Raw genomic sequence first — 24,689 nt, forward strand, 5'->3', positions numbered from 1 at the left:
ATGAGCTCTATTTTAAATTTAATAGGTCGTAATAAAACGCTTTTCAATCACGATATTGATAAAGCAGAGAACGAACTTCAGAAAAGAGTATCTGAGTCGCGATTTTTAGTGCTTGGTGGAGCAGGCTCAATAGGCCAAGCAGTTACAAAGGAAATATTTAAGCGTAATCCTGCGAAGCTTCATGTTGTCGATATTAGCGAAAATAACATGGTAGAGTTAGTACGAGATGTGCGTAGCTCTTTTGGGTATATAGATGGCGACTTTCAAACTTTTGCGCTTGATATTGGTTCAGTTGAGTATGATGCATTTATAAAAGCTGATGGGCAATATGACTATGTATTGAACTTATCTGCACTGAAGCATGTGCGCAGTGAAAAAGACCCATTTACATTAATGCGTATGATTGACGTAAATGTATTTAACACAGATAAAACAATTCAACAATCGATTGACTGTGGTGCAAAAAAATATTTCTGTGTGTCTACTGATAAAGCAGCTAATCCAGTTAATATGATGGGGGCCTCAAAACGCATTATGGAAATGTTTTTAATGCGTAAAAGCGAAGAAATCTCTATTTCTACTGCGCGATTCGCAAACGTAGCATTTTCTGATGGCTCATTATTACATGGTTTTAACCAACGTATTCAAAAGCAACAACCAATAGTCGCTCCTAGTGATATAAAGCGCTACTTTGTTACCCCCCAAGAATCTGGAGAGCTATGCTTAATGTCGTGTATTTTTGGTGATAATAGAGATATTTTCTTTCCAAAATTAAGTGAAGCACTGCATTTAATCACTTTTGCAGACATTGCAGTTAAATATCTTGAAGAGCGTGGCTTTGAGCCTGTTTTATGTAAAACGGAAGACGAAGCTCGAGAGTTTGTAAAGACTCTACCTGCACAAGGTAAATGGCCGTGTTTGTTTACTGAAAGTGACACCACAGGTGAAAAAGACTTTGAAGAGTTTTTTACTGATAGTGAAATATTAGACATGGAACGCTTTGAAAATTTAGGCATTATTAAAAATGATGCAATCTTTGAGCAAGCATTATTATCTGAATTTGAAGAAAGAATCACTCAAATGAAAGCAGATAAAAATTGGACAAAAGATGAAATTGTCTCACTTTTCTTTAAAATGCTTCCCGATTTTGGGCATAAAGAAACGGGCAAATACCTTGATGGTAAAATGTAATTAGGCAGATATATCATGACTAAACAGCTTGTTTCATTTATAAAAGAACTTTACCAAACTAACGAGTTTATTCCTCTGCACGCACCTACTTTTTCAGGTAACGAACAAAAGTATATATCCGAAACTATAAACAGTACATTTGTTTCAAGCGTTGGTAAGTTTGTAGATGACTTTGAAAAACATATTGAAACTTACACCGGAACCGCAAAAGCGGTTGCTACTGTAAATGGCACGGCTGCATTACATACTGCCTTATATATGGCGGGAGTTAAAAGTAACGATATAGTTATTACGCAAGCGCTTACATTTGTAGCTACCTGTAATGCAGTACATCATATGGGGGCTGAGCCTGCTTTTATTGATGTATCACCTGTTAGCTTAGGTTTATGCCCTAAAGCATTATCTACATTTTTAGAGCAGCATGCGGTACTAACCGAAACGGGTCCTGTACACAAAGAAACAAAACAGCGTATTCAGGCCGTAGTCCCAATGCATACATTTGGGCATCCCGTGGAACTTGATGAGTTAATTAGTGTGTGCGATGAGTGGCAGATTGCGTTGGTAGAAGATGCAGCTGAAAGCCTTGGGTCTTTTTATAAAGGTAAACATACAGGTACTTTAGGAGATTTTGGCGCTATTAGCTTTAATGGTAATAAAATTATTACCACCGGTGGTGGCGGCATGGTTTTATGCAAAACCTTAGCCACGGGACAGCATACAAAACATATAACCACTACTGCAAAAGTACCTCATCCGTATGAATTTTTTCACGATGAAGCGGGTTTTAACTATCGCATGCCTAACTTAAACGCGGCACTTGGTTGCGCGCAAATGGAAAGCCTTGCCGCATTTCTCGAGAATAAACGTCATCTCGCCAGCTTATATTCAGACTTTTTTAAAGTCTCTGACGTTCAATTTGTAACTGAGCCTAGTTATGCAAAATCAAATTATTGGTTAAATGCAATTATTTGTCCAAATCACAGTGAGCGAGAGAAGTTACTAAAGCAAACGAATGCTGATGGTGTAATGACTCGGCCAATATGGCAGCTAATGCATCGTTTGCCTATGTTCAAGTACACAAAAAAAGGAGATTTAAGTCATTCAGAGCTTCTTGAATCACGTTTAATTAACCTCCCTAGTAGCCCCTTAGTCCTATGAAAAAGTTAATTTTAGTCGGTGGTGGTGGTCACTGTCGATCTTGTATTGATGTTATAGAATCAACAAAAGAATTTAAAATCATAGGTATATTAGATGAAGGATTAGCTAGGGGCGACAGTATTTATGAATATAAATGTATAGGTAACGATATGGATATCGCTGAACTATCTAGTAAAGATTATTATTTTTTGGTCTGTATTGGGCAAATATATAGTAGCGCCATTAGGGAAAAATGTTTCTCCCTCATTAAAAAGTATAATGGGAAGTTAGCAACAGTAATTTCTCCAAGAGCATGGGTTGCTAAAGGTGCAACAATCGGTGAAGGAACAATAATTATGCATGATGCATTAGTTAATGCAGGAGCCGCAATAGGCACTAACTGTATCATTAATACTAAATCTCTAATAGAACATGACGCTATAATTGATAATAACTGCCATATCTCAACCGGAGCAATCGTTAATGGAGGTGCTAGGGTTGGTAGTTCATCTTTTGTTGGTAGTGGTTCTGTATTAGTGCAATCATCTATTGTACCTAAAGGTTACTTCGTTAAAGCGTTGTCAATTTATGTGAGTAAATAAAAAATGAAAATAGATGAATTATGTGTCTCTCCAAATAGTACTATTCTAGAAGCATTAAACAGAATGGATACAATTAAAAAAAAGCTACTAATAATCAAAGGTAAATCTAATAACTTTATAAATTTAATATCTATAGGGGACATTCAGCGTTCGATAATTAAAGGACATGCATTAACAGAAAGATTAAGCCATATAACTATTGACAAAAAAATAGTCGCTTCTACAGACGATACGGCTCAAAGTATAAAGGCCCTCATGGCGACTATCCGAGCTGAATTTATGCCTGTTTTGAATAAAGAAGGAGAATTGGCTGACGTTATTTTTTGGAGTAACATTGCTCTTGATGGAGATGTTCAACCGAAAATAAAAAATGAAATACCTGTTGTCATAATGGCTGGAGGTAAAGGTACTAGATTAAAGCCACTTTCAAATATCATACCCAAGCCGCTTATTCCTATTGGTGAAGACACAATTCTAGAAGAAATTATTAATAGGTTCGAAAATGCAGGTACTAAAGATTTTTATTTATCTGTTAACTATAAAAAAGAGATGATTGAGTATTATTTAAATAGTGTAGGGAAGTCTGATAAAGTTCAATATTTTTCAGAGGTTAGTCCTTTAGGGACTGCTGGATCACTGAGTTTACTAAAAGGTAAATTAAGTAGTACTTTTTATGTTACTAATTGCGATATTTTAATAGATCAAGATCTTAATGAGTTATATGAATATCATGTTACTAATAAAAACGAAATAACTTTAGTTGCAGCATTGAAGCAAATGTCAATTCCTTATGGCACATTAGAGGCTGGTGAAAATGGATTACTAGTAAGCATGCAAGAAAAACCTGATTTTACATTTAAAATAAATGCAGGTGTATACTTGCTTGAGCCTCACCTACTTAATGAAATACCTGAAAATGAATTTTTTCATATTACACAACTAATTGAAAATGTAAAAGATAGAGGCGGGCGTGTAGGCGTTTTTCCTATTAGTGAAAAGTCATGGTTAGATATTGGTGAATGGCCAGAATATGTAAAAACTGTTAGAGGGCTCAAAGGTGATGGAAGTTTTAAAGGCTTATGAGTAGGGTTGTTTTATTAGTTGGAGATGGTAACCATCAATTTGTGCGTTATTTAGCGAAATACCTAAATCTATGTAATGGGATAAGTGTACATTTGCTTTCTTTTACCCACGTAAAGGAGGAGGCTAATTTCTTTGATAAGATACATTACTTTGGAGGAGGAAAAGGAGCAAGTAAAATAAGTGCGATGTTATCGACTTTCAAGTTATGTATGTTTTTCTTTAGATATTCAAAAAGTTTCGATGTCATATCGTTTCAGTTTATTAGACCTGTTTATTATTACCTTTTTAAATTAAAAATATTGAGGGGGAAGCATAATACAGTAGCCTCTGTCTGGGGTACTGATGTTTTATCAAATAACATCAACAGGAAGAAAGTATCATATATTTTTGAACATGCAAAACAACTTACTTGTGCAACCGCAAAAGTTAAAAGTGAAATGTTAAACTTATTAAAAGAACATGGAAAAATTTCCTTAATTAAATATGGTTTAGAGCCGTTAGAAAATATAAAAAAATTAGCGGACTCTCAAAATTTATGTAAGACAAATTTAGGTATAGATAATAGCAAACTTGTAGTGACTTTAGGGCATAATGCTTCAAAAAATAATCAACATATAAAGTGTATAGAAGAAATTGATGCAGGATTGACTAGTGAAGACCTTAAAAATATTATTTTTATTATCCCGTTAACTTATGGTAGGGATGAAAAGTATGTAGGGTTGATAAAGAAGGCGATAGAAAAGAGTAAATTGAATGTAGTTCTTTTTGACGAATTTATGACTGATAATCAGGTTGCAAACCTCAGAAAAGCTACTGATATTTACATTAATGTACAACAAACCGATATGCTTTCAGGAGCGATGCAGGAGCATATATATGCAGGAAATATTGTTATAACTGGTAGTTGGCTTGGATATGAGGAATTAAAAAATATAGGTGTAAATTTAATTGAAATAGATGCTTTTGTTCAGCTTCCAAGTAAAATTAAAGAAAATATAAATGTTAGGCTTGAAACTAAAAGCAATGTTGAAGCTATTTATGAGCTAAGCAGCTGGAATAATACAATTAATGGGTGGTTAGATGTATTTTTTAAATAAACTAAAAAATTATCTTCGGTTGCTTTTAAATAAAAAAAAAGGGCTCGAAGCTTTAGGTTATAACATTGGGAATAAAAAGTTTCACAATTCAATGATTGATGGACTTGTTCCGGGACTAGTTACAATTGGTGATAACTTTGTTTCTGCTCCAGGCTCTATAGTTTTAGCACACGATGCGAGCACTTTTTTACATTCAGGTAAATATAGAGTAGAAAAAACGAAATTGGGTGATAATGTTTTTTTAGGGGCTAATTCAATAGTTATGCCGGGTGTTACCATTGGGGATAATGTAATTGTTGGTGCAGGGTCTGTAGTTACAAGGAATTTGGAAAGCAATGCCGTATATGCAGGTAATCCTGCAAAACTTATGTGCTCAGTTGATACTTATATTAAAAAGTGTGAAGAAAAAGGGTGCTTGATAGAACCCCCTACAAGTTTCTCAGAGCAGTTTAATAATAAAAAAATTTCTAATGAAGATATTACTGAATTTAACGATATGTGTGTCCAATATACTAGAGAGCGAAAATGAAGTCTCAAAAGTTTATTGCTGGTTTATTTAAGCGAAAAGCACAGTGGGTATTATCTTCATCTTTAATGACTAAGTTCACTGGTTTATTATTAAGCTTAATTGTCGTTAGATTATTAACAGTAGAAGACTATGGCGTTATAACTCTCTATAAGACTATTTTTTTGTTTTTAATTCCACTCATTGGTCTGGGGTTAAACCACTCATTATTGAGGTTTGGTGCTATAGCTTCAAGCGCATCCGATAAAGTGGATTTTTTACTAAATGCAGTTTTCTTTGGCATATCAGCAAGTCTTGTCATTGGAGTGATATTTTTTATCATTCTCCCCTTTGTACCGAACCTATACTTTAGCTCTAGCTTATTTATTTCAGTTTATAGTTTTTATCAGGGCTTATATATACTTAACTGTATTTTTAACTTTTATAGAATAACAAATAATAATAAAAGCTACTCCTTAGCTTCTGCGTCATTTTCCTTATTAACATTAATTATCACTAGTACCGCTGTTTACTTATATCAAACGCCTACGTCCTTCTTTACGGGACAGCTTATATCTATATTAGTTTTTTTGTTGCTTTTGATATGCTTGAAACAAAAACAGGTTAGAGATTACTCGTTTAATTTTGTTCGTGCGTTGTCAGCTAATGCGCCTCACTTAAAGTATGGGCTTTCGGTAGCTTTTGGAGGATTAGCGTCACAATTAATGTTGGCTTCTGATAATATCATGCTTTCTATAATGGGGGAGTCACTTTCTAGCATTGGCCTTTACGGTGTGTGTAGTTTAATTTTTGTTAACGCTCTATTTATACCATCTGTAATTTTGATTACTGATTTTGTCTACCTTTCTAACTTATCACTACATAAGGTAAAAAGTTATCTTTTTGAATATTGGAAGTTTATTATAGTTCCGTTACTAAGTGTTTGTATCTCATTTATTTTATGGGGGGATGTTATTTTAAGCTTCCTATTTGGTGATATTTACACCCAAGCAGCTAAAACATTACAAATATTATCTCTTGGAATATTCTTTGGTGTTATGTTTAGGGTTCCTATAGGTAATTTACTCAATGCAAAAGGTTTAGCTTCATTTAATGTGTGTATTTCACTAATATTTGCACTGGTAAATATTGTCTTAAATTATATATTGATACCATTATATGGCATCAATGGTGCTGCCTGGGCAACTGTGTGTACTATATGTATTTCAAGTGCTATATCATTATTTTATCTTTTATACAAATTACAAGGCAAAGTATGAATTTTTTTCTCATCACAGAGATAAATAAGTTCCCTAAAAAGGAAATTGAACGTCTGGTTAAATGTAAAACCTTAGAATTTATTTTTGATGGTTATACATGCTACTTTAATGAAGAAGAAAAGTTTAAAAAAGACAGAGTAGTAATAAATGAGTTAAATATCAAAATCTTTTTAAATGGTGTTATTTTGAATAAGGAAGAGCTTTCTTATAATGATGAAAAATGGGAAAGTACAATTTTACGTCTTTATTCTGAGTGTGGTATAGATTTTGTTAAACAGCTTAATGGTAGTTTTAATGGTTTTGTTTACGATCCTAGCAATACTCAGTTAGATGTATTTAATGATCATATTGGCTCAAAACCTATTTATTATAAAAAAGATGAGTCGTTAATTAGTACTAAAATAAGCCTATTGTATGATTTACTAAGTTACTCAGAAAGAGGTCCAACTTTGTCAGTTGAATCAGCGTACTGTTTGCTTTCTTACGGGTTTATGCTTGATGCGCTAACTCTTTCAAATGAAATTCTTAAACTATCTCCAGGAAGTTTGTTTAATAATCAAATAAAAAAAATAACTGCCTATTACACTTTAGATAATACCCCTGATATTTCTATAACAAAAAATGATGCTATAGAGATAATTGACGATAGCTTTCAAAAAGCATTAAAACAACAGTTTAATAAAGATGTAGAGTATGGATATAAACATTTAGTCGGGCTTAGTGGTGGACTCGATTCGAGAATGACAGCCGTTGTTGCAAATGAGTTAGGCTTTACCGAACAAACAAATTTCACCTTTTCTCAAAGTGATTATTTAGATGAAACAATAGCAAAAAAGATTAGTAGTGACCTGCGGCATAATTGGATTTTCAAACACTTAGATAATGGCTTGTTTTTAAAAAAACTTGATGAGATAACTGAAATATCTGGTGGCTCAGTTTTATACTACGGGCTTGCACATGGACAAAGTTTATATGAGCTACTTAACTTTTCGGGCTTTGGTTTAGTCCATACTGGGCAATTAGGAGATGTTGTTGTTGGCACCTTTTATAGCGACAATAAATTTAGTAAGTCTTATAAAGCTGGAGATGGTGCATTATCAAAAACTTTTGCTAACAAGGTATCGCTTAATGTTTTGGGACGAGAATATCCAAATCAAGAGGTTTTTAATTTTTATAATAGAGGTTTTTCTGGGGCAAACTCGGGACTAGCTTCAATACAAAATTATTCTGAGACCATGTCGCCCTTCTATCAGATAGAGATGTTGAATAATGCATTGAAAATCCCTGCGTGCCATCGCTACGGACATAGACTGTACCAAGAGTGGATATTATCGAAGCATAGTTTTGCAGCAAAGTATAAATGGGAGAAAACGGGACAGCGATTGACGGCTAAGACATTTGATATTAATGGCAAAGCATTTACTGTAAAACAAATTCTAGGCATTGCGACTCGAAAAGTATTCGGTGTAGACTTTAACGATGTTGGTTCTAAGAATCACATGAACCCTTTCGAGTATTGGTACAAGACTAACCTCTCTTTAAATGCATTTATTGAAGATTACTACATTTTGAACATAAATAGGGTTGAAGATTATGAGCTTAAAAAAGATGTCATGGATCTATTCAGTAACGGAACAGTCCTAAATAAATTGCAGGTAATATCATTATTATCGGCTATAAAAAGGTTCTTTAATAAATAAAAATGGAATTACTACAACAGCTCTCAATTTTAATTCATGTTTTAATTATTCTTATTTCGATTTTAGTTGAAATATATAGATATAAAACACAAAAAAGAATATTTGATATATTGTTTTTAATTAATGCTTTATTTGGTATGTATTTAGGGTTAATACCTATCCTATACCAGTTGGTATTCCCTTACTTTACAATATCATTATATTATTTACCGACACACATTCAAATTACCGACTTTTCAAAAGATGGTCCGTTTTTGACATCATTAATCATTTTATTTAGTTATATCAGTTTTTTATGTTTTTATTTTATTTTTAATAAAAAACACGTAAAAAATATTTCAGTTGAATTTAATATAGATAAACAAATAAAGTTATTAACTTGGGGCATTGGTACCATGAGTCTAGTGGCTTTATTAATATATGTTAATAGTTTTGGTGGAATAGTGGAAGCAATTGTAAGCGCTAATCTCATTAGAAGACATGATGGCGCAACATCAAGTTATACTTTTTTGAGATATATTTACCCATTAATTCAACCTGCTGCTATTTTATCTTGGGCCATTTGGTTTAGGTTTCGCCGAAGGTTTGATTTTTTAGTATTCATCATATTTTTTGCTGCTTCTGTTTTGTTTCTCTTAATTAATGCTGGTCGTGCAAATATAGTAGTTTTTTTTGGTGTTTTCTTTTTAACTTTCTTATCTATAAAAAATAAATTCTCTGTTATCACATTAAGCCCCTTTATTCTATTAGGTCTTGCATTAGCGCTTTTTGGTAATGAAATATTTACAGTCCTTAGCGGTGGAGAAGGCAGCTTTACTGATAGTAACTCTAGGATTGGACTTAAATTAGTTATGGAGCTGTCACATATATATGTAAACTTACTAAAAGTTAATGAGTTTGTATTTGAGGGTGGAGGGGTATACATCTTTAAAGATATACTAATTTCTTTTGTTGAACTTTTACCTGGGGGGATTGAAAAAGACATTTGGAATAACTCAATAAATACTACTAAATTACACACCGCCTATTTTTCACCTCCAGCTGGAACAGGCATCATTGTAGATATAATATCTTATGGTTACTATCAGTTGGGTCTACCTGGCTCTTTATTCGTCAGTGCGCTTTTTGGTGTGGTATGCAGCAAAACTGACAATTTTTTCAGAACTCGAGCGTGTATTTATTATTTATGTATTTTGACATGGACTGCGTTTTTCTATATGGGACTACTTAGCTCATTCGAGCTTAAGTCAATTATCTTAGGCCGAATTGCTTACTGGCTACCTCTGCTCTTTATTATGTATATCTCTTTTAAAAATAATAAAGGTTTCTCTAAAAATGCATAAAGTATGTATTGTATCTCCAGTTCATAACACATCTGATATTAGGATTTTCAAAAAACAGTTTACCAGTCTTGTTAATCGTGGTTTCAAGGTATCGGTCATATGCAGAGCAGATATGATTTATGCTAAAAGTACCAAAGGGGTCAAGATAACTGCTTTAGATTATTCTAATAGGTTCTTAAGATTTCTTCATATACCTAAAATTATTTACATGGCTTTAAAAGAAAGTGCAGACGTTTATCATATTCATAACCCAGATACACTGCCTGTTGGTATTGTTTTAAAGTTATTTGGTAGGAAAGTTATTTATGATACTCATGAAAATTTTCGAAAAAAAATACTTCTACGAAAGTGGATACCGAGTTTAATAAGAGCAACTATTGCAAATATGGTCTTTTATGGTGAAAAGGCTTGCTCTCATCTTTTTAATGCAACTATTGTGACACAAGAAGAACAGAAAAAAGATTATAAGCGCTCTTGCTTAATAGGTAATTCACCAATACTACCTAAGAGGCATTCTCTTCTCAATAAGTCACTTGAGAAAGACGTATTACGTCTGGTTTATGTAGGTGGAATTAGTGAGGATAGAGGCTTAAGCCATATGTTGCGCTTGTGTTCGTTGATGAATGAAGTTCATCCAACAGAGCTAACTCTAATAGGCCCCGCTATTAACTCCCTGACAAATGAGAAACTTTTAGAGCTAGTTAGTAAAACTTCTAATGTGATTTATAAAGGAACGTTAGCTCAGAGTGAGGCATTTGAAATAGTAAAAGGTAGTCACTATGGGTTAATTCTTCTAGATGATGTAGCTGATTATCGTGAGACTTCTCCAAATAAGCTTTTTGAATATATGATGCTTGGCACGCCTTTTATAGCGACTAATTTTGATAAGTGGCAATCATTGTTAGGTAGTATAAATGCAGGTTTTTTTGTTACACCAAGCAGCCTTAACTTACAAATAGCTAAAAAAATTGCGCAAGCATGGCTTGACGATGATAACTATAAAGCTCTTTCTACAGAAGGTGCTGGTTTTATTTGTAATACGTACAACTGGGAACTAACTGACGAGCCCAAGTTACTTAAATTATATGAAGAGGTATTGAAATAGTTATGAGGGTTTTATATGTTGCTAGCCTGTTTAGAAAAAAGTCTTGTTCTGCTTCAATACGAAACGTTGCTTTGGTTAATGGCTTAAAAGAGTTGGGATGTTCAGTATCTGTTTTAACAATAGAGTATCCGAGCGTAGTACTTGATCCTTATCTAGTCTCTTCTGTTAATGAAGATGTAAACATTATTGAATTAAATGCAGGCTATATTTCTTCTTTTATTCCCTCTATTTATAAAGGTGCAGGGGTTAAAAAGGAAAATATGTTTTCAAAGTTAAAGCGATTTGTTAAAAATGTTATTTATTTTCCCGGTATAGATAAAAAATGGATCTCTACTGTTACCCCAAAAAACTATAAAAATTATGATTTGATTATTAGTTCTTCTGATACTAAAACATCCCACTTTGTCGCATCAAAAATAGTAAGAACATACCCTATTAAATGGTTACAAATATGGGGCGATCCATGGGCAGATGATGTAGGTATTAAAAATAACTTTCTGAAACTTCGTGCCTCAATTTATGAAAAAAAACTACTTAAATCGGCTAATTTTATCGGTTACGTATCATTACCAACAGCACAAAAGGTATCATTGCAAAATCCTGATTTTGCTGAAAAAATAAAGTTTATACCTCGAAATTTTTTTAAAACGGTTGAACATACTGTAGTAACTAATGATATTTTTAGGATTGCATATACAGGGGTACTAAAAGGAAGAGACATTATACCCATAATTAAAGCAATAGATTCATACAATGCTGCCAACTCATTAAGAATTGAACTTGATATTTTTGGGCGAATTTCACCCGAGCAAGAAAAAATTATAAATGATTATAAGGCTGTAACTTACTTCGGTGAAGTGAGTCTTCAAGAGGTTTATGAGGTTTTTAAAAGATCACATGCTCTTTTGTATTTGGGTAATGCCGCCGGCTCTTCTCAAATACCGGGCAAGTTATATGACTATTTTGGAACCAAATTACCTATTTTAGCTTTAGTGCAAGATATGAATGATGCAGTGACTTCTTTTATATTGGAGTCAAAAAGGTGTGTTGTTTTTAAAAATAAATCTGAACTTATTAATCTAAAGCAACTAGTAGAAAGTCATAATACTGTTCAAGTTCTTCAACAGTATTCTCCAGCAGCAGTAGCTTCTCAAATTATTAAGCTTATTAATTCTTAGTTGTAGTTCATTATGCATATTTTATTTTTAACCGATAACTTTCCGCCGGAAGGAAATGCCCCCGCAACAAGAACCTATGAGCATGCAAGGGAATGGGTAAAGCTTGGCCATAAGGTTACTGTAATAACAGGTGCCCCTAATTTTCCTGAGGGTAAGGTTTTTGATGGCTATAAAAACAATTGGTACTCAAAGTCTAATTTAGATGGTATAGAAGTACGAAGGGTTAAAACTTACATAACAGCTAATGAGGGTTTTATAAAAAGAATTTTAGATTTTATATCATTCATGTTTATGAGTTTTATTGCAGGCTTGTTTGTTAAAAAGCCAGATATAATTGTTGGTACTTCGCCACAGTTTTTTACAGCAGTTAGTGCTTGGGCCATATCTGCAGTTAGGTTTAAACCTTTTGTCTTTGAGTTAAGAGATATCTGGCCCGCATCAATTACAGCCGTTGGTGCGATGAAGGATAGTTTTGCTATTAGAATGCTTGAACGACTAGAATTGTTTTTATATAAACGTGCAGATTCTATCATCTCTGTAACAAATGCATTTAAAGAGGAACTTGTAGAGCGAGGGGTGGATAGCAATAAAATAGAAGTAGTCTTGAATGGTGTGGACTTAACTAATTATAAGCCTGCAAAAGAAAAAGATAACGAACTGTCTCTTAAATATAATTTAAAAGGTAAATTTGTAGCAGGATATGTTGGTACTCATGGAATGGCTCATGGATTAGAAACAATAGTTAATGTTGCTGAGCAATTAAAAGAAAATGATAACATCAGGTTTATATTTGCCGGAGGGGGAGCCACACGGAAGAAAGTAGAAGAGCTAGTAGCTAAGAAAAAACTTTCAAATGTTGTACTGATCGACCGCCAATCAAAAGAGATGATGCCAAGGATTTGGTCGTTATGTGATGTTTCATTAGTGCCTTTGGTTAATAACGACTTATTTAGAACTGTTATACCTTCTAAAATTTTTGAGTGTATGGGAATGGGAATTCCTACTATAATGAGCGTGCCAGAGGGCGAAGCAACGGAGATAATTAAAAGAACAGGCTCAGGCCTAGTTGTTGACAGTGAAAATGACACGCAAATTAAAAATGCATTATTACAGCTTTATTCAGATAAAGAGTTATATAATGACCTGAGCTCTGCTAGCTTTCGTTGCGCCACAGAGTTTAGCCGAAGTAGTAATGCAATGCTCATGGAAAAAATTTTCAGCAGACTTAAAAGCTAGGTTTACCTGTTTACTATAACTAAATAGCGAAAATGAATAGCTTTATAGCCAACTAAGCCTTTACTTAATACCAATATTAACGCTGAAATACAGCATGGATAATTTATGTTTTTAGATCTACTCTTTACTTTTTTTATAGCCTTTGCAATCTTATTCTTAATGCGTAAAGTAGCTCGTAGAGTAGGCCTTGTAGATAAGCCTTCGGGCAGAAAAATGCATACGGGTAACGTACCATTAGTTGGTGGTGTGGCTATTTGTATAACGATAGTAAATTATATTTATACACATCCTAACATGATTAACCATGCAAACTTATACATGCTCTGTATTTGCGGGTTAACAGCTGTAGGCGCATTAGACGACCGTTTTGATTTAAGCGTAAAAATACGCATGTTAGTGCAAGCGTTAATATCTGTAGCGATGATTTACTTTGCTAATGCAGAACTACATACATTGGGAAATTTACTTGGTTTTGGCGCTATTGAGCTAGGACTATTTGGTGGTGTGGTAACTGTACTTGCTGTTATTGGCTGTATTAATGCATTTAACATGGTTGATGGTATTGATGGCCTATTAGGTGGCTTATCAATAGTGACTTTTGCAAGTATTGGTATATTACTTTTATTAGCCGGAGAGCAAAGCCTCAGCTACTTATGTTTGTTACTGGTAGTATGTATGGTGCCTTACATACTATTAAACTTAGGTTTTGTTGGTCACAAACGTAAAGTGTTTATGGGCGATGCTGGTAGTATGATGATTGGGTTTACTGTTATTTGGTTACTTATAGGTGCAAGCCAAACTGCAGGCAACCCGATGATTCGCCCTGTTACCGCTTTATGGTTAATTGCAGTGCCGTTAATGGATATGGTTGCAATTATGGTGCGCCGTGTGAAACATGGTAAATCTCCTTTTAAGCCAGATCGTGAGCATTTACATCATATTTGTCAACGCTTAGGCTTTTCATCACTACAAACATTAACTCTAATTTGCTTTATTGCCTCGGTTTTCGCCGCGGTGGGGATTGTTGGTGAAATATTATTAGTACCTGAGTTTGTTATGTTTTATGGTTTTATTGCTATTTTTACTGTGTATCTTATATTTTTAATAAATTATTGCACTGTAATGAATTATTTTCGCCGAAAATTAAACTTACCAGAGAAAAAGTTTTCACCAAACTAATCTGCTTTTTTCAAAATACGGAGTTAGTCGCTCGGTGTTTTACTTTGTGTAATATTATGCACCTATAATTTATTATTACCTTTAGCTGATTCAGGCTGTATATATTTAGCTATGCTACTTTTGTAAGCAAATATACTCACTTATATTAAAGGACTATTTGTGAAAGCTGTAATTCCTGTTGCCGGTTTAGGCACCCGTATGTTGCCAATGACTAAGGCAATCCCTAAAGAAATGCTCCCCTTGGTTGATAAACCGCTGATTCAATACATAGTAAATGAATGTGTGGCGGCGGGTATTAAAGAAATTGTGCTCGTGACACATAGCTCTAAAAATGCCATTGAAAACCATTTTGATACCAGTTTTGAGTTAGAAGCCACGTTAGAAAAACGCGTAAAACGTACTTTACTTGAAGAAGTACGCTCTATTTGTCCGCCTGATGTAACCATTATGCATGTACGTCAAGGTGAGGCTAAAGGCTTAGGGCACGCTATTTTATGTGCCAAGCCAATAGTTGGTGATAGTGACTTTGTTGTGGTTTTACCCGATGTAATTTTAGATGCTTATACGGCAGATCAAAAAACTGAAAACTTAGCGGCGATGATCGCACGCTTTAAGCAAACCCATGCCAGCCAAATTATGTTAGAGCCTGTTGCTATTGAAGATGTAAGTAAGTACGGCATTGCTGATATTAATGGTGCAGAGCTTGCTGCTGGTGAAAGTGCAGCAATTAAAAGAATGGTTGAAAAACCAGCCGCAGATGTTGCTCCCTCAAACTTAGCCGTTGTTGGTCGTTATGTTTTAAGTAAAAATATTTGGCCATTACTCGCTAAAACTCATGTAGGCGCAGGCGGTGAAATACAGCTAACAGATGCTATTGATGCATTATTGGCTATTGATACGGTAGAAGCGTTTCATATGAGTGGTCGCTCACACGACTGTGGCGATAAACTCGGTTATTTAAAAGCGATTGTAGAATACAGCATGCGCGATAAAAGCTTAGGCGATGAGTTTACTGAATTTATGAAAGAGTTGGTTAAAGGGTAACGGGCGACGGGCATCGGGTAACGAGCTACGAGCGACGAGCTTCAGGCCTCCAGCCTAGAGCTTCGAATTAACCAGTTGGGCTAATGGTTTTATGTTCTCATTTACTCCTCATTCACTTCTCTTTGTGAATAAGATCTTAAAATATTTATGCACAAAGAGTTTAAGAGACGCAGCGCTTTTAGAGGAAGTTACGGGCTGCGAACTTCGGGCCTCGAACCTAAATTCTAATACCGACGCGGGATGAACCCGCTGCTACAGGTATAAAAAAACCTTGCGATGTTAACCGCAAGGTTTTTAAATATCTGGAACCTTTAACCTTTAACCTTTAACCTTTAACCTTTAACCTCGCAGCTCGAACCTAGCACCCTTTTAAGCCCGACCTCGCAGCGCAGAAATACAACTTGCCAGCATGACAAACCCTAATGACATTTTAAATGCCAATGAAATGGTGCTCATTAGTGCGTGGCTATTTTGCGCTGAGAAGGTGCTGTCACCAAGGTAATAATGCACAATTAAGTTGATTAAGCTCATGCCAAATAAATTACCAATAGTGCGTGATAAGTTCATTGAGGAAGACGCCACACCTAGCTCACTTTTATCCACTGCACCCATAATGGCATTGTTGTTAGGGGTCGAAAATAAGCCAAACCCAATCCCTAATAATAACAGTGAGCCACTAATGTAAGCGGTGCTTGAACTAACCGATAGCTGGGATAACAGGAAAAATCCAACCAGAACAATTACACAGCCTAGCGTGGCTAGTAAGCGTGGTTGTATTTTATCGGCAAGCTTACCTGCTAAGGGCGCCATAATAGCCATTGAAACCGCTTGTAGTAATACTATTTGTCCTGCATGTGCGGGGCTTAATCCTTTTATATATTGCAGGTACAAACTTAACAAAAAGGCCAGTGAAAAGTTACTCGCATACATGAGAAACGAAGTAGTCAACGATAGGCTGAACACACGACTTTCTAAAAACATTTGTACTCTAATTAAGGGGCGTCGACTGCGACTTTGGTGAACAATAAATAGCATTAAACAAATGATTGAAAGTGCGGTTAATAGCCAGCCAGCTATATTCGGTAAATCACTTAACCCTAATACTAAGCACAGTGCAAAGAGCGAGAAAATAACCATACCCCACCAGTCAAACGGCGATTTTTTATCGTTTTTCCATTCGCCATGTAAAAACAGTTTAATGGCAATAAGCAGCATAAGTATCAGGGGAATTTGCGAGTAAAACACGGCGCGCCATCCCCATATTTCAGTGAGCCAGCCACCAACCGCAGGCGCTGCACTGAGCCCTATGTACACACACGCCGCAGAGATGCCCAGTGCCATTCCGCGTTTATTATCAGGCGTGACAGAGGTGATAATGGCAACGCCTATACCAAAAATCATGGCGCCTGCAGCCCCTTGTATAAAGCGCCAAAAAAGCACCCACTCAATAGAGTTTGCTAACGCACACATTAGCGAGGCCAGTGCATTTAAGCCTAAACCAAATGCATACACGCGTTTGCGACCATAGTTGTCTGCTATTTTACCGCACGGCAGCATAAAGATAACGCTACTGAGTAAATACAAGGTGGGCATCCACGCAATCATTTTTGCGCTTGCGTGTAAATCTTCAGCAAGGTCGGGAATAGCGATATTAACGCCTGCCATGCCAAGCGGTCCAATAATAGAGCCGCTACAAACGATAATAAGTGCAATTGTAGTGGGGGGGAGATTAAACAAGAGGTATCCTTTTATTTACTGGCCTTAAAATGATACGTGAATATACTTGCTTGTACAGGATTTAAAGGGCAGCGAGTTGCGAGCGATGAGCGGTGGGCAACGGGGAGCGAGCTACGAGCCTAGAGCTTAACACCGAACCTCGAACCTATCCCTTGCCAATTTCTACCGTCACCTCATCTCCCAATATTTCTCTGTATTTTGCTGCGAGTGTATTTTTAGCGTCATCATCGCCGTGAACTATTTTTATATGGTGGGGCTTTTTGCGCATACCGGTTACAAATTTGATGAGACCGGCTTGATCTGCATGAGCACTATAACCGCTTATAGTGTGTATTTTGGCGTTAATATTCACCCTAGTATTATTTATCAACACGTAGCCATTTTTTGGTCCGTAGGTTTGTATGTCGCGACCTAATGTACCGCGCCCTTGGTAACCTACAAAGAGTACATCGGTGGTTTTGTCGGTTAAAAAGCGCTCTAAGTAATTAACTATACGCCCGCCGGTGCACATACCGCTTGCAGCTAGAATAATTGCAGGTGTTTGGCGGCTGGCTAAGTAATTTATTAACGCTAAGTGCTCGCTATGGGTGTTTATTGTAGTGAGGTTTTCAAAGTCGAGTGGATGACGACCTTTGGCTACTTTTTGTTTGGCTTCTTCATCCCATAAATATTTAAATTTTCGGTATTGCTGAGTAAAGTTAGCTGCCATGGGGGAGTCGAGTATTACTTGTATTGTGCGCCAAGGTGAATTTTTTGTAGAGGCATGAATTAGCTGTTCAAGTTCGTATAACAGCTCTTGCGTGCGGCCAATACTAAAGGCAGGCACAAGAACGATGCCGTTGTCGGCAACAGCGCGTTCAATCACGTTTTTTAAGGTTTGCGTACGCTGCTTGCGGCCTTGGTGATTTTTATCACCATAGGTCGACTCTATCACTAAGGTATCGGCTTTATAGGGCGCTTTAGGTGCGGGTAGTAAAGGCGTGTAGGGCGCCCCTAAATCACCAGAAAAAACCACTCTATGAATCTTGCTCGCTTTATAAGGAGGCGTGCTTATGTCTATTTCTACAAAAGCGGAGCCTAAAATATGCCCTGCTCGTTGTAGTCGGGCTTTCGCTGTGTGTTCACCTTTGCAAGGAAGCTCAAACCAGGCTTTAAAGTCTACAGCTACAACTTGTTGTTTAAGCAGCCTTAAGCAGGTATCTATTATTTTTTGGTCTCGCGTAACGCCCACTTTTAATGCATCTTCAATGACTAAAGGCAATAAGCTTGCTGATGCAACAGAGGTAAATATAGGGCCTTTAAAGCCAGCCATTAACAAATAGGGAATTCGGCCAACATGATCAATATGGCAATGGGTAACTATTAATGCGCGAACTGTGTCTATATTAAATTCAATATTAAGATCATCAACAGAATCTTCACCCTGGAATAGTCCGCAATCAATTAGAAAAGAGCTTTGGTCGTTTATTATCAGCTGGTGGCATGAGCCTGTTACGCCATTGACTGCTCCATGGTGAAGTATGTGCATTTTATGTCCTTATTTATTGTTTTTTTTACCAGTTTAGAGTAATTTTTTGCGATGTGCGATGTGCGATGTGCGATGTGCGATGTGCGATGTGCGATGTGCGATTTGCTAGTAAAAACCTAGAGCCTATGGGAGTTTTTCAAATATTTTGAAGGCGGGGCTTTATGCCGTTCAGCTGTAGCTCTGGGTTCATCCCGCATCTTTTGGTGATTTTTTACCACAGAGGTAACAGAGTACAAAGAGGAAGTGATTAAAGGTAAAGAGCAGTTATTATGTCAGATATCAGTAATTGATTTCTCGGTTTAGTGCTTCGATTTTCAATGTGATTCAAAATAATCCTTTAGACGAGAAAGTGACTATACTGTCAAAATAAATTACAAGGAAGTGGATAAAAATATCAATGGAAACAGATTTACTAACTCATAAAGTTATTGGTTGCGCCATTGAGGTTCATAAAAATTTAGGTCCTGGTTTATTAGAGTCTAGTTATGAAAGTTGCCTAATGTATGAACTAAATCAATCCGGACTGCTAGCTATTGCACAAGCTGAACTACCTATAAAATATAAGAATGTATCAATCGATACAGGTTATAGACTTGATATATTGTTACCGGATAAGCTAATTGTTGAGTTAAAAGCAGTTGATAAATTGCGGCCTATTCATTCTGCTCAGTTGATGACGTATTTAAAGCTGACAGGAATAAGAACAGGTCTACTAGTTAATTTTAATGAAGTTAAGCTCGTTGACGGTATTAAAAGGATCAGAGTTTAATTACTTTACTTCCTAAATAACTTCAAGATTAAGAAGTTACAACTGACTGTCTTCTCGGTGTAGCGCGAAGCGCCTCAGTGTTCTCTGTTGTGCAAAAAATTAAAACACTATTTACCACCGAGGTCACAGAGTGCACAGAGGAAGTGATTAAAAATAAAAACAGGTAGCTGTCAGCGTTCAGTAAAGTATTACTCGGTGTAGCGCGAAGCGCCTCGGTGTTCTCTGTGGTGAAAAAAATTAAAACACTATTTACCACCGAGGTCACAGAGTGCACAGAGGGAGTGATTAAAAATAAAAACAGGTAGCTGTCAGCGTTCAGTAAGGTATTACTCTGTGTAGCGCGAAGCGCCTCGGTGTTCTCTGTGGTTCAAAAGTGGGCTGCGAACTTACCTACCCACTGCGCGGGGTAAACTCCCGCCTACAAGCATAAAAAAACCTTGCGATATTAACCGCAAGGTTTTTAAATTTCTCGAACCTCGAACCTCGAACCTCGAACCTCGAACCTCGAACCTCGAACCTCGAACCTCGAACCTCGAACCTCGAACCTCGAACCTAGCTCTTAAAAGCGTCTTGTAGTGGTGGTACTACTTGCTTTTTACGGCTCAATACGCCATCTAGCCATACTTTACCGTCTTCTGGCTTTTCACCATAGGCTTGCTCAACTAGGCTGGCATCGTCTGATGCAATTAGCATTTGTGAGCCTTCTTTCATAATGTCGGTTAGTAGTAAAAATACTGAATGACGACCGCCTTCTTCTTTAAGCTTGGCAATGTCAGTTTCAAGGTCAGCTTTAATCTCGTCAAATACTGCAAGGTCAATAACTTCTAACTGACCAATGCCAACAAGGTTACCGTTCATGTTAAAGTCTTTAAAGTCACGCATTACTAAATCACGTACAGGCGTACCTTCAACGGCTGATTTAACGCGGAACATGTCCATGCCTAGTTCTTTAAAGTCTTCAATGCCTGCAATTTCAGCAAGGGCTTCAACACATTTAATATCGGCAGTGGTACAGGTTGGCGATTTAAAAATAACGGTGTCACTTAAAATAGCGCAAAGCATAATGCCAGCAATATCTTTTGGAATCTCTACGTTATAAAAATCGTACATCATCTTAATGATGGTGTTTGAACAACCAACAGGGCGGATCCAGCACTCAAGTGGTGTTGATGAGGTTAGGTCACCTAACTTATGGTGATCTACCACGCCAACAACGCGAGCTTGGTCGATATCATCAGGTGCTTGGGTTTTTTCTGTGTGGTCTACAATATAAACGTCTTCGCCAGCGTAGCTAAGTTTAAGCTCAGGTGCTTCGAAGCCAAATTTATCTAAAATAAACTGTGTTTCTGGTGATACTTCACCAAGGCGGGTTGGAATTGCCGGCTCATCAATTTGGTTTTTTAAATAAGCCAGTGCAATTGCACCACATATTGAATCTGAATCTGGGATTTTATGGCCCACTACATACATTGACATTGACTAAACTCCTTAAAATTTGCCGATATTCTAGCAAAGTATGCAGCTTTTAACATATAGACAGTGCAATTAAGTTTTAGCTAAACTTGAAAACCTTATACAAATTAGGAACTGCATATGCGATTAAGCCGCAAAGGTTGGAACAATGTTATTATTTTTTCTATGTTGATTATGATCTTCTTTTTAAATGGTCTTCATAAAAAGATTGGATCCGATGAAACGCAGGCGCAACTGCAGCCACTACTTCCTGTGCAAAGCTTTGTGTTAACACTTGAATTTAGCGACCAAAAAATTGAGCGTATTGGTACAAGCTGGCGTACTACTGCTTTAATCAAGGAGGTACCGCTTAGTTGGCAAGGTTCAGAGCAGCAACTTAGTGAGCTTGTTTATTTATGGCAAAATACAGCGTTAATGACGACAGCCACACCTGATGCGCTTGATATTAATAAGCCACTATCGGCAGCGACGTTTGAACTCGCGGGTGAGCCCCTACCTTGGATGTACTTATTATATAAAGCAAATGGTGAGTATTATCTTCTCGAGAAAACCAGTCAGCGGCTAATGTTGCTTGATTTAAGCACTGCCAAGCAATTATTTCCTAGTTTTACCTTTTCATAGTGAGTTTTATAAATGCCTGAATTACCAGAAGTAGAAGTTAGCCGCATGGGCATTACCCCCCATGTGCTAAACCAAGTCGTTACTAAGGTAAACATTCATAATGCCAGTATGCGCTGGCCTGTGCCAGATGAGGTATACCAACTTGAGGGGTTGGTGGTTAGCAGTATTGAACGCCGCGCAAAATACTTGCTATTAGAATGTGAGCTTGGGGCGGCTATATTGCATTTAGGGATGTCAGGGAACTTGCGGGTTGTGAACGCCAATGAGCCACTTAAAAAACACGACCATGTTGAGTTTATTTTAGCGAACAATAAGGCGCTGCGTTTAAACGATCCACGCCGCTTTGGTTGTTGTTTATGGCAAGCACCCAATGAAGAGCATAAGCTACTTGCTAAATTAGGCCCCGAGCCACTCACTGATGACTTTTTTGCTAAACGTGTTTATGAGCAATCACGTAATAAAAAAGTGCCCGTTAAGCAGTTTATTATGAATAACGCCGTTGTGGTGGGGGTCGGTAATATTTATGCTAACGAGTCGTTATTTAAAGCGGGTATCGATCCGCGAAAAGAAGCCGGTAAAGTAAGCCTTAAACGCTACCAAGCGTTAATCCCAATTATAAAAGACACCTTAGCCGCTGCAATTACCCAAGGCGGCACGACGTTAAAAGACTTTGCCCAAAGTGACGGTAAGCCAGGCTACTTTGCGCAACAGCTATTAGTGTATGGCCGAAAAGGCCAGCCTTGTGTAAATTGCGACACAGCACTAACAGAAATTCGTCTAGGGCAACGCAGCACCGTTTTTTGTGAGGTGTGTCAGAAGTAGAGAATAGCTGTCAGCTGTAAGTTTTCAGCTGTCAGTAAGAATGGTTACTCACTTGTTTTTATTTTTGCTATCAAACTTGTTAGCATTTTTGACAGCTGGACTGTTTCATTTAGCCAAGACTTACCTATGTCGGTATCAATATAGTTAATATCGATGCCAATATATATTTGGGTTCTTGCCTCAGCAAGCGAAGAGCGAGCGATATCTAAAAAGCGTGTTTTTTCTTTATCACTCTCTCTTGTCATGCCCTCAGCTATATTACTAGGAACAGATAAACCAGAGCGTGTTAATTGATCTCTAAAGCTAAAGTCTTTAATTAGTTGTGTATTTCTGTAAATATCAGCGCTAAGGCGAGCTGAGCGCTTCCATACATCTAAGTTTTCAAAGTTCATAATACAAAATCCTTATGCTCAGTTTTTATCCTAGTTGATATTTTATTAACTACAAATATCTATTTTCAGCAAGGAAGTATTTTCTGTTGACTCTAAAGTTATAATTAGCTTTTCTGACCGCTGACCGCTGAGTAATAACTTTTCTTGAGGAAAAAACAACCGGCCGGTAGCAATGTGATTTAAGTGCTGGTATACTCCCGCGTCTGCCACGTTGCGTTCTATGTCCTCATATAGTTTAGCCACTTGTGAGCGGCGCAAAAGTCTAAAACTCGAAGGGGTTGTAGCAAACTTAGAGCGGTAGTTAAACATAACTACCTGTGGTTTTAATTGAAAAACATTGGATTTTTATAAATGAAAACGTTTGTTGCTAAACCAGAAACAGTAAAACGTGACTGGTACGTAGTTGACGCTGAAGGTAAAACTTTAGGTCGCATCGCTACTGAAATCGCTCATCGCCTACGCGGTAAGCATAAAGCTGAGTACACACCGCACGTAGATACTGGTGATTACATCATCGTTATTAACGCTGAGAAAGTTACTGTTACTGGTAATAAATTCAAAGACAAAGTGTACTATGCTCACTCTGGTTTCCCAGGTGGTCTTAAGTCTACTACTTTTGATAAACTTCAAGCTGCAAAGCCTGAAATGATCATCGAAAAAGCTGTTAAAGGCATGTTGCCACGTGGTCCTTTAGGCCGCGCTATGTACCGTAAACTTAAAGTTTACGCGGGTACTGAGCACAATCATGCTGCACAACAGCCTCAGGTTCTAGACATTTAAGGAGCACTATCATGGCAAATCAATACTACGGTACAGGTCGTCGTAAAAGTTCAAGTGCTCGCGTATTCTTACGCCCAGGCACTGGTAACATCGTAATCAACAAGCGCTCTTTAGAAGAGTACTTTGGTCGCGAAACAGCACGCATGGTTGTTCGTCAAGCTCTTGAGCTTGTTGACATGACTGAAAAGTTTGACTTACACATCACCGTTGCTGGTGGTGGTACTACTGGTCAAGCTGGTGCTATCCGTCACGGTATCACTCGTGCACTTATGGAGTTTGACGAGTCATTACGTCCACAACTTCGTAAAGCAGGTTTCGTTACTCGTGATGCACGTAAAGTTGAACGTAAGAAAGTGGGTCTTAAGAAAGCGCGTAAGCGTCCACAGTTCTCAAAACGTTAATTTTTACGTTATCAAGAATTCAAAAACCCAGCTTATGCTGGGTTTTTTGTTTTGTAGCTATAAGATTTTGGTTCAAGGTTCAAGGTTCAAGGTTCAAGGTTCAAGGTTCAAGGTTCAAGGTTCAAGACTCAAGGTTCAAGGTTCAAGGTTCAAGGTTCAAGGTTCAAGACTCAAGGAGCAAGGTTCAAGACTCAAGGAGCAAGGTTCAAGACTCAAGGAGCAAGGTTCAAGACTCAAGGAGCAAGGTTCAAGGTTCAAAGCTCAAGGTTCAAAGCTCAAGGTTCAAGGTTCAAGGTTCAAGGTTCAAGGTTCAAGGTTCAAGGTTCAAGGTTCAAGGTTCAAGACTCAAGGTTCAAGACTCAAGGTTCAAGACTCAAGGTTCAAGACTCAAGGTTCAAGACTCAAGGTTCAAGACTCAAGGTTCAAGACTCAAGGTTCAAGACTCAAGGTTCAAGCTATAAGTTTGATCTAAGCTTTGTGTCTTTC

General features: G+C 37.0%; 24 protein-coding genes. 20 read left to right on the forward strand and 4 right to left on the reverse strand.

The genetic code is table 11. The features are described 5' to 3' along the window. From KK487_RS02265 to galU, 14 genes are all read left to right on the forward strand, one after another. Positions 1 to 1,191 carry a UDP-N-acetylglucosamine 4,6-dehydratase gene (locus KK487_RS02265; protein ID WP_215521931.1) on the forward strand — a complete coding sequence of 397 codons (1,191 nt, stop codon included), beginning with the start codon at positions 1 to 3 and terminating at the stop codon, positions 1,189 to 1,191. 15 nt (positions 1,192 to 1,206) lie between these two features. Continuing rightward, positions 1,207 to 2,349: a LegC family aminotransferase gene (locus KK487_RS02270; protein ID WP_215521932.1), complete on the forward strand. Its 1,143-nt coding sequence runs from the start codon at positions 1,207 to 1,209 to the stop codon at positions 2,347 to 2,349. Next, on the forward strand, positions 2,346 to 2,930 hold the full coding sequence (locus KK487_RS02275; protein ID WP_215521933.1) for a NeuD/PglB/VioB family sugar acetyltransferase: 585 nt from the start codon (positions 2,346 to 2,348) through the stop codon (positions 2,928 to 2,930). The genes KK487_RS02270 and KK487_RS02275 overlap by 4 nt, the downstream gene beginning before the upstream one ends. A 3-nt stretch (positions 2,931 to 2,933) precedes the next feature. Then, a complete protein-coding gene (locus KK487_RS02280) occupies positions 2,934 to 4,013 on the forward strand; it encodes a nucleotidyltransferase family protein (protein ID WP_215521934.1) in 1,080 nt (359 codons plus the stop codon). Beyond that, positions 4,010 to 5,110, forward strand: a complete 1,101-nt coding sequence (locus KK487_RS02285; protein WP_215521935.1) for a glycosyltransferase family protein — start codon at positions 4,010 to 4,012, stop codon at positions 5,108 to 5,110. The genes KK487_RS02280 and KK487_RS02285 overlap by 4 nt, the downstream gene beginning before the upstream one ends. Further along, on the forward strand, positions 5,094 to 5,639 hold the full coding sequence (locus KK487_RS02290; protein ID WP_215521936.1) for an acyltransferase: 546 nt from the start codon (positions 5,094 to 5,096) through the stop codon (positions 5,637 to 5,639). The genes KK487_RS02285 and KK487_RS02290 overlap by 17 nt, the downstream gene beginning before the upstream one ends. Further along, positions 5,636 to 6,895, forward strand: coding sequence for an oligosaccharide flippase family protein (locus tag KK487_RS02295; RefSeq protein ID WP_215521937.1), 1,260 nt, complete (start codon positions 5,636 to 5,638; stop codon positions 6,893 to 6,895). The genes KK487_RS02290 and KK487_RS02295 overlap by 4 nt, the downstream gene beginning before the upstream one ends. Next, positions 6,892 to 8,595, forward strand: a complete 1,704-nt coding sequence (locus KK487_RS02300) for an asparagine synthetase B family protein (RefSeq protein ID WP_215521938.1) — start codon at positions 6,892 to 6,894, stop codon at positions 8,593 to 8,595. Before KK487_RS02295 ends, KK487_RS02300 begins: the two co-directional genes overlap by 4 nt. A 2-nt stretch (positions 8,596 to 8,597) precedes the next feature. After that, the gene (locus KK487_RS02305) at positions 8,598 to 9,938 is read left to right on the forward strand and encodes an O-antigen polymerase (protein WP_215521939.1); all 1,341 of its coding nucleotides are present in this window, start codon (positions 8,598 to 8,600) and stop codon (positions 9,936 to 9,938) included. Then, on the forward strand, positions 9,931 to 11,043 hold the full coding sequence (locus tag KK487_RS02310; RefSeq protein WP_215521940.1) for a glycosyltransferase: 1,113 nt from the start codon (positions 9,931 to 9,933) through the stop codon (positions 11,041 to 11,043). The genes KK487_RS02305 and KK487_RS02310 overlap by 8 nt, the downstream gene beginning before the upstream one ends. 2 nt (positions 11,044 to 11,045) lie before the next feature. Beyond that, positions 11,046 to 12,221 carry a glycosyltransferase family protein gene (locus tag KK487_RS02315; RefSeq protein WP_215521941.1) on the forward strand — a complete coding sequence of 392 codons (1,176 nt, stop codon included), beginning with the start codon at positions 11,046 to 11,048 and terminating at the stop codon, positions 12,219 to 12,221. 12 nt (positions 12,222 to 12,233) lie between these two features. Then, entirely contained in the window at positions 12,234 to 13,457 is a 1,224-nt protein-coding gene (locus KK487_RS02320; RefSeq protein ID WP_215521942.1) for a glycosyltransferase family 4 protein, read from the forward strand. A gap of 105 nt (positions 13,458 to 13,562) precedes the next feature. Continuing rightward, positions 13,563 to 14,636 carry a UDP-N-acetylglucosamine--undecaprenyl-phosphate N-acetylglucosaminephosphotransferase gene (gene wecA, locus KK487_RS02325; RefSeq protein WP_215521943.1) on the forward strand — a complete coding sequence of 358 codons (1,074 nt, stop codon included), beginning with the start codon at positions 13,563 to 13,565 and terminating at the stop codon, positions 14,634 to 14,636. A gap of 159 nt (positions 14,637 to 14,795) precedes the next feature. After that, entirely contained in the window at positions 14,796 to 15,680 is an 885-nt protein-coding gene (gene galU, locus KK487_RS02330; protein WP_215521944.1) for a UTP--glucose-1-phosphate uridylyltransferase GalU, read from the forward strand. 369 nt (positions 15,681 to 16,049) lie between these two features. Here galU and KK487_RS02335 read toward each other — a convergent pair whose 3' ends face one another. Further along, a complete protein-coding gene (locus tag KK487_RS02335; RefSeq protein ID WP_252190558.1) occupies positions 16,050 to 17,345 on the reverse strand; it encodes an MFS transporter in 1,296 nt (431 codons plus the stop codon). Positions 17,346 to 17,562: 217 nt separating this feature from the next. Then, positions 17,563 to 18,945 (reverse strand): MBL fold metallo-hydrolase RNA specificity domain-containing protein, encoded by a 1,383-nt coding sequence (locus KK487_RS02340; protein WP_215521946.1) that lies wholly within the window; start codon positions 18,943 to 18,945, stop codon positions 17,563 to 17,565. A 397-nt stretch (positions 18,946 to 19,342) separates the two neighbouring features. On the opposite strand from KK487_RS02340, the gene KK487_RS02345 reads away from it, so the two are divergent. Then, positions 19,343 to 19,714: a GxxExxY protein gene (locus tag KK487_RS02345; protein WP_013464035.1), complete on the forward strand. Its 372-nt coding sequence runs from the start codon at positions 19,343 to 19,345 to the stop codon at positions 19,712 to 19,714. 552 nt (positions 19,715 to 20,266) lie between these two features. On the opposite strand, the gene KK487_RS02350 is transcribed toward KK487_RS02345, so the two are convergent. Beyond that, positions 20,267 to 21,190: a manganese-dependent inorganic pyrophosphatase gene (locus KK487_RS02350; RefSeq protein ID WP_215521947.1), complete on the reverse strand. Its 924-nt coding sequence runs from the start codon at positions 21,188 to 21,190 to the stop codon at positions 20,267 to 20,269. A gap of 117 nt (positions 21,191 to 21,307) precedes the next feature. On the opposite strand from KK487_RS02350, the gene KK487_RS02355 reads away from it, so the two are divergent. Together KK487_RS02355 and mutM are read left to right on the forward strand one after the other, a co-directional pair. Further along, entirely contained in the window at positions 21,308 to 21,808 is a 501-nt protein-coding gene (locus KK487_RS02355; RefSeq protein ID WP_013464037.1) for a hypothetical protein, read from the forward strand. Positions 21,809 to 21,820: 12 nt separating this feature from the next. After that, positions 21,821 to 22,630: a bifunctional DNA-formamidopyrimidine glycosylase/DNA-(apurinic or apyrimidinic site) lyase gene (gene mutM, locus KK487_RS02360; RefSeq protein ID WP_041695614.1), complete on the forward strand. Its 810-nt coding sequence runs from the start codon at positions 21,821 to 21,823 to the stop codon at positions 22,628 to 22,630. A 44-nt stretch (positions 22,631 to 22,674) separates the two neighbouring features. On the opposite strand, the gene KK487_RS02365 is transcribed toward mutM, so the two are convergent. Further along, positions 22,675 to 23,022 carry a four helix bundle protein gene (locus KK487_RS02365; protein WP_013464039.1) on the reverse strand — a complete coding sequence of 116 codons (348 nt, stop codon included), beginning with the start codon at positions 23,020 to 23,022 and terminating at the stop codon, positions 22,675 to 22,677. A gap of 351 nt (positions 23,023 to 23,373) precedes the next feature. On the opposite strand from KK487_RS02365, the gene rplM reads away from it, so the two are divergent. From rplM to KK487_RS02380, 3 genes are all read left to right on the forward strand, one after another. Further along, on the forward strand, positions 23,374 to 23,802 hold the full coding sequence (rplM, locus tag KK487_RS02370) for a 50S ribosomal protein L13 (protein ID WP_002957960.1): 429 nt from the start codon (positions 23,374 to 23,376) through the stop codon (positions 23,800 to 23,802). An 8-nt stretch (positions 23,803 to 23,810) separates the two neighbouring features. Then, complete coding sequence (gene rpsI / locus KK487_RS02375; RefSeq protein ID WP_024600778.1) at positions 23,811 to 24,203, forward strand: 30S ribosomal protein S9; 393 nt, start codon at positions 23,811 to 23,813, stop codon at positions 24,201 to 24,203. A gap of 67 nt (positions 24,204 to 24,270) precedes the next feature. Beyond that, on the forward strand, positions 24,271 to 24,675 hold the full coding sequence (locus KK487_RS02380) for a hypothetical protein (RefSeq protein ID WP_215521948.1): 405 nt from the start codon (positions 24,271 to 24,273) through the stop codon (positions 24,673 to 24,675). Positions 24,676 to 24,689 lie beyond the last annotated feature (14 nt).

The sequence above is a fragment of the Pseudoalteromonas sp. SiA1 genome, assembly GCF_018732205.1.
GTDB lineage: Bacteria > Pseudomonadota > Gammaproteobacteria > Enterobacterales > Alteromonadaceae > Pseudoalteromonas > Pseudoalteromonas tetraodonis.

Excerpts from the sequence above, each read along its gene's own strand:
- KK487_RS02265 (WP_215521931.1), top strand. The coding sequence starts at position 1 with ATGAGCTCTATTTTAAATTTAATAGGTCGTAATAAAACGCTTTTCAAT.
- KK487_RS02270 (WP_215521932.1), top strand. The coding sequence starts at position 1,207 with ATGACTAAACAGCTTGTTTCATTTATAAAAGAACTTTACCAAACTAAC.
- KK487_RS02275 (WP_215521933.1), top strand. The coding sequence starts at position 2,346 with ATGAAAAAGTTAATTTTAGTCGGTGGTGGTGGTCACTGTCGATCTTGT.
- KK487_RS02280 (WP_215521934.1), top strand. The coding sequence starts at position 2,934 with ATGAAAATAGATGAATTATGTGTCTCTCCAAATAGTACTATTCTAGAA.
- KK487_RS02285 (WP_215521935.1), top strand. The coding sequence starts at position 4,010 with ATGAGTAGGGTTGTTTTATTAGTTGGAGATGGTAACCATCAATTTGTG.
- KK487_RS02290 (WP_215521936.1), top strand. The coding sequence starts at position 5,094 with ATGTATTTTTTAAATAAACTAAAAAATTATCTTCGGTTGCTTTTAAAT.
- KK487_RS02295 (WP_215521937.1), top strand. The coding sequence starts at position 5,636 with ATGAAGTCTCAAAAGTTTATTGCTGGTTTATTTAAGCGAAAAGCACAG.
- KK487_RS02300 (WP_215521938.1), top strand. The coding sequence starts at position 6,892 with ATGAATTTTTTTCTCATCACAGAGATAAATAAGTTCCCTAAAAAGGAA.
- KK487_RS02305 (WP_215521939.1), top strand. The coding sequence starts at position 8,598 with ATGGAATTACTACAACAGCTCTCAATTTTAATTCATGTTTTAATTATT.
- KK487_RS02310 (WP_215521940.1), top strand. The coding sequence starts at position 9,931 with ATGCATAAAGTATGTATTGTATCTCCAGTTCATAACACATCTGATATT.
- KK487_RS02315 (WP_215521941.1), top strand. The coding sequence starts at position 11,046 with ATGAGGGTTTTATATGTTGCTAGCCTGTTTAGAAAAAAGTCTTGTTCT.
- KK487_RS02320 (WP_215521942.1), top strand. The coding sequence starts at position 12,234 with ATGCATATTTTATTTTTAACCGATAACTTTCCGCCGGAAGGAAATGCC.
- wecA (WP_215521943.1), top strand. The coding sequence starts at position 13,563 with ATGTTTTTAGATCTACTCTTTACTTTTTTTATAGCCTTTGCAATCTTA.
- KK487_RS02335 (WP_252190558.1), bottom strand. The coding sequence starts at position 17,345 with ATGGCAGGCGTTAATATCGCTATTCCCGACCTTGCTGAAGATTTACAC.
- KK487_RS02340 (WP_215521946.1), bottom strand. The coding sequence starts at position 18,945 with ATGCACATACTTCACCATGGAGCAGTCAATGGCGTAACAGGCTCATGC.
- KK487_RS02345 (WP_013464035.1), top strand. The coding sequence starts at position 19,343 with ATGGAAACAGATTTACTAACTCATAAAGTTATTGGTTGCGCCATTGAG.
- KK487_RS02350 (WP_215521947.1), bottom strand. The coding sequence starts at position 21,190 with ATGTCAATGTATGTAGTGGGCCATAAAATCCCAGATTCAGATTCAATA.
- KK487_RS02355 (WP_013464037.1), top strand. The coding sequence starts at position 21,308 with ATGCGATTAAGCCGCAAAGGTTGGAACAATGTTATTATTTTTTCTATG.
- mutM (WP_041695614.1), top strand. The coding sequence starts at position 21,821 with ATGCCTGAATTACCAGAAGTAGAAGTTAGCCGCATGGGCATTACCCCC.
- KK487_RS02365 (WP_013464039.1), bottom strand. The coding sequence starts at position 23,022 with ATGAACTTTGAAAACTTAGATGTATGGAAGCGCTCAGCTCGCCTTAGC.
- rplM (WP_002957960.1), top strand. The coding sequence starts at position 23,374 with ATGAAAACGTTTGTTGCTAAACCAGAAACAGTAAAACGTGACTGGTAC.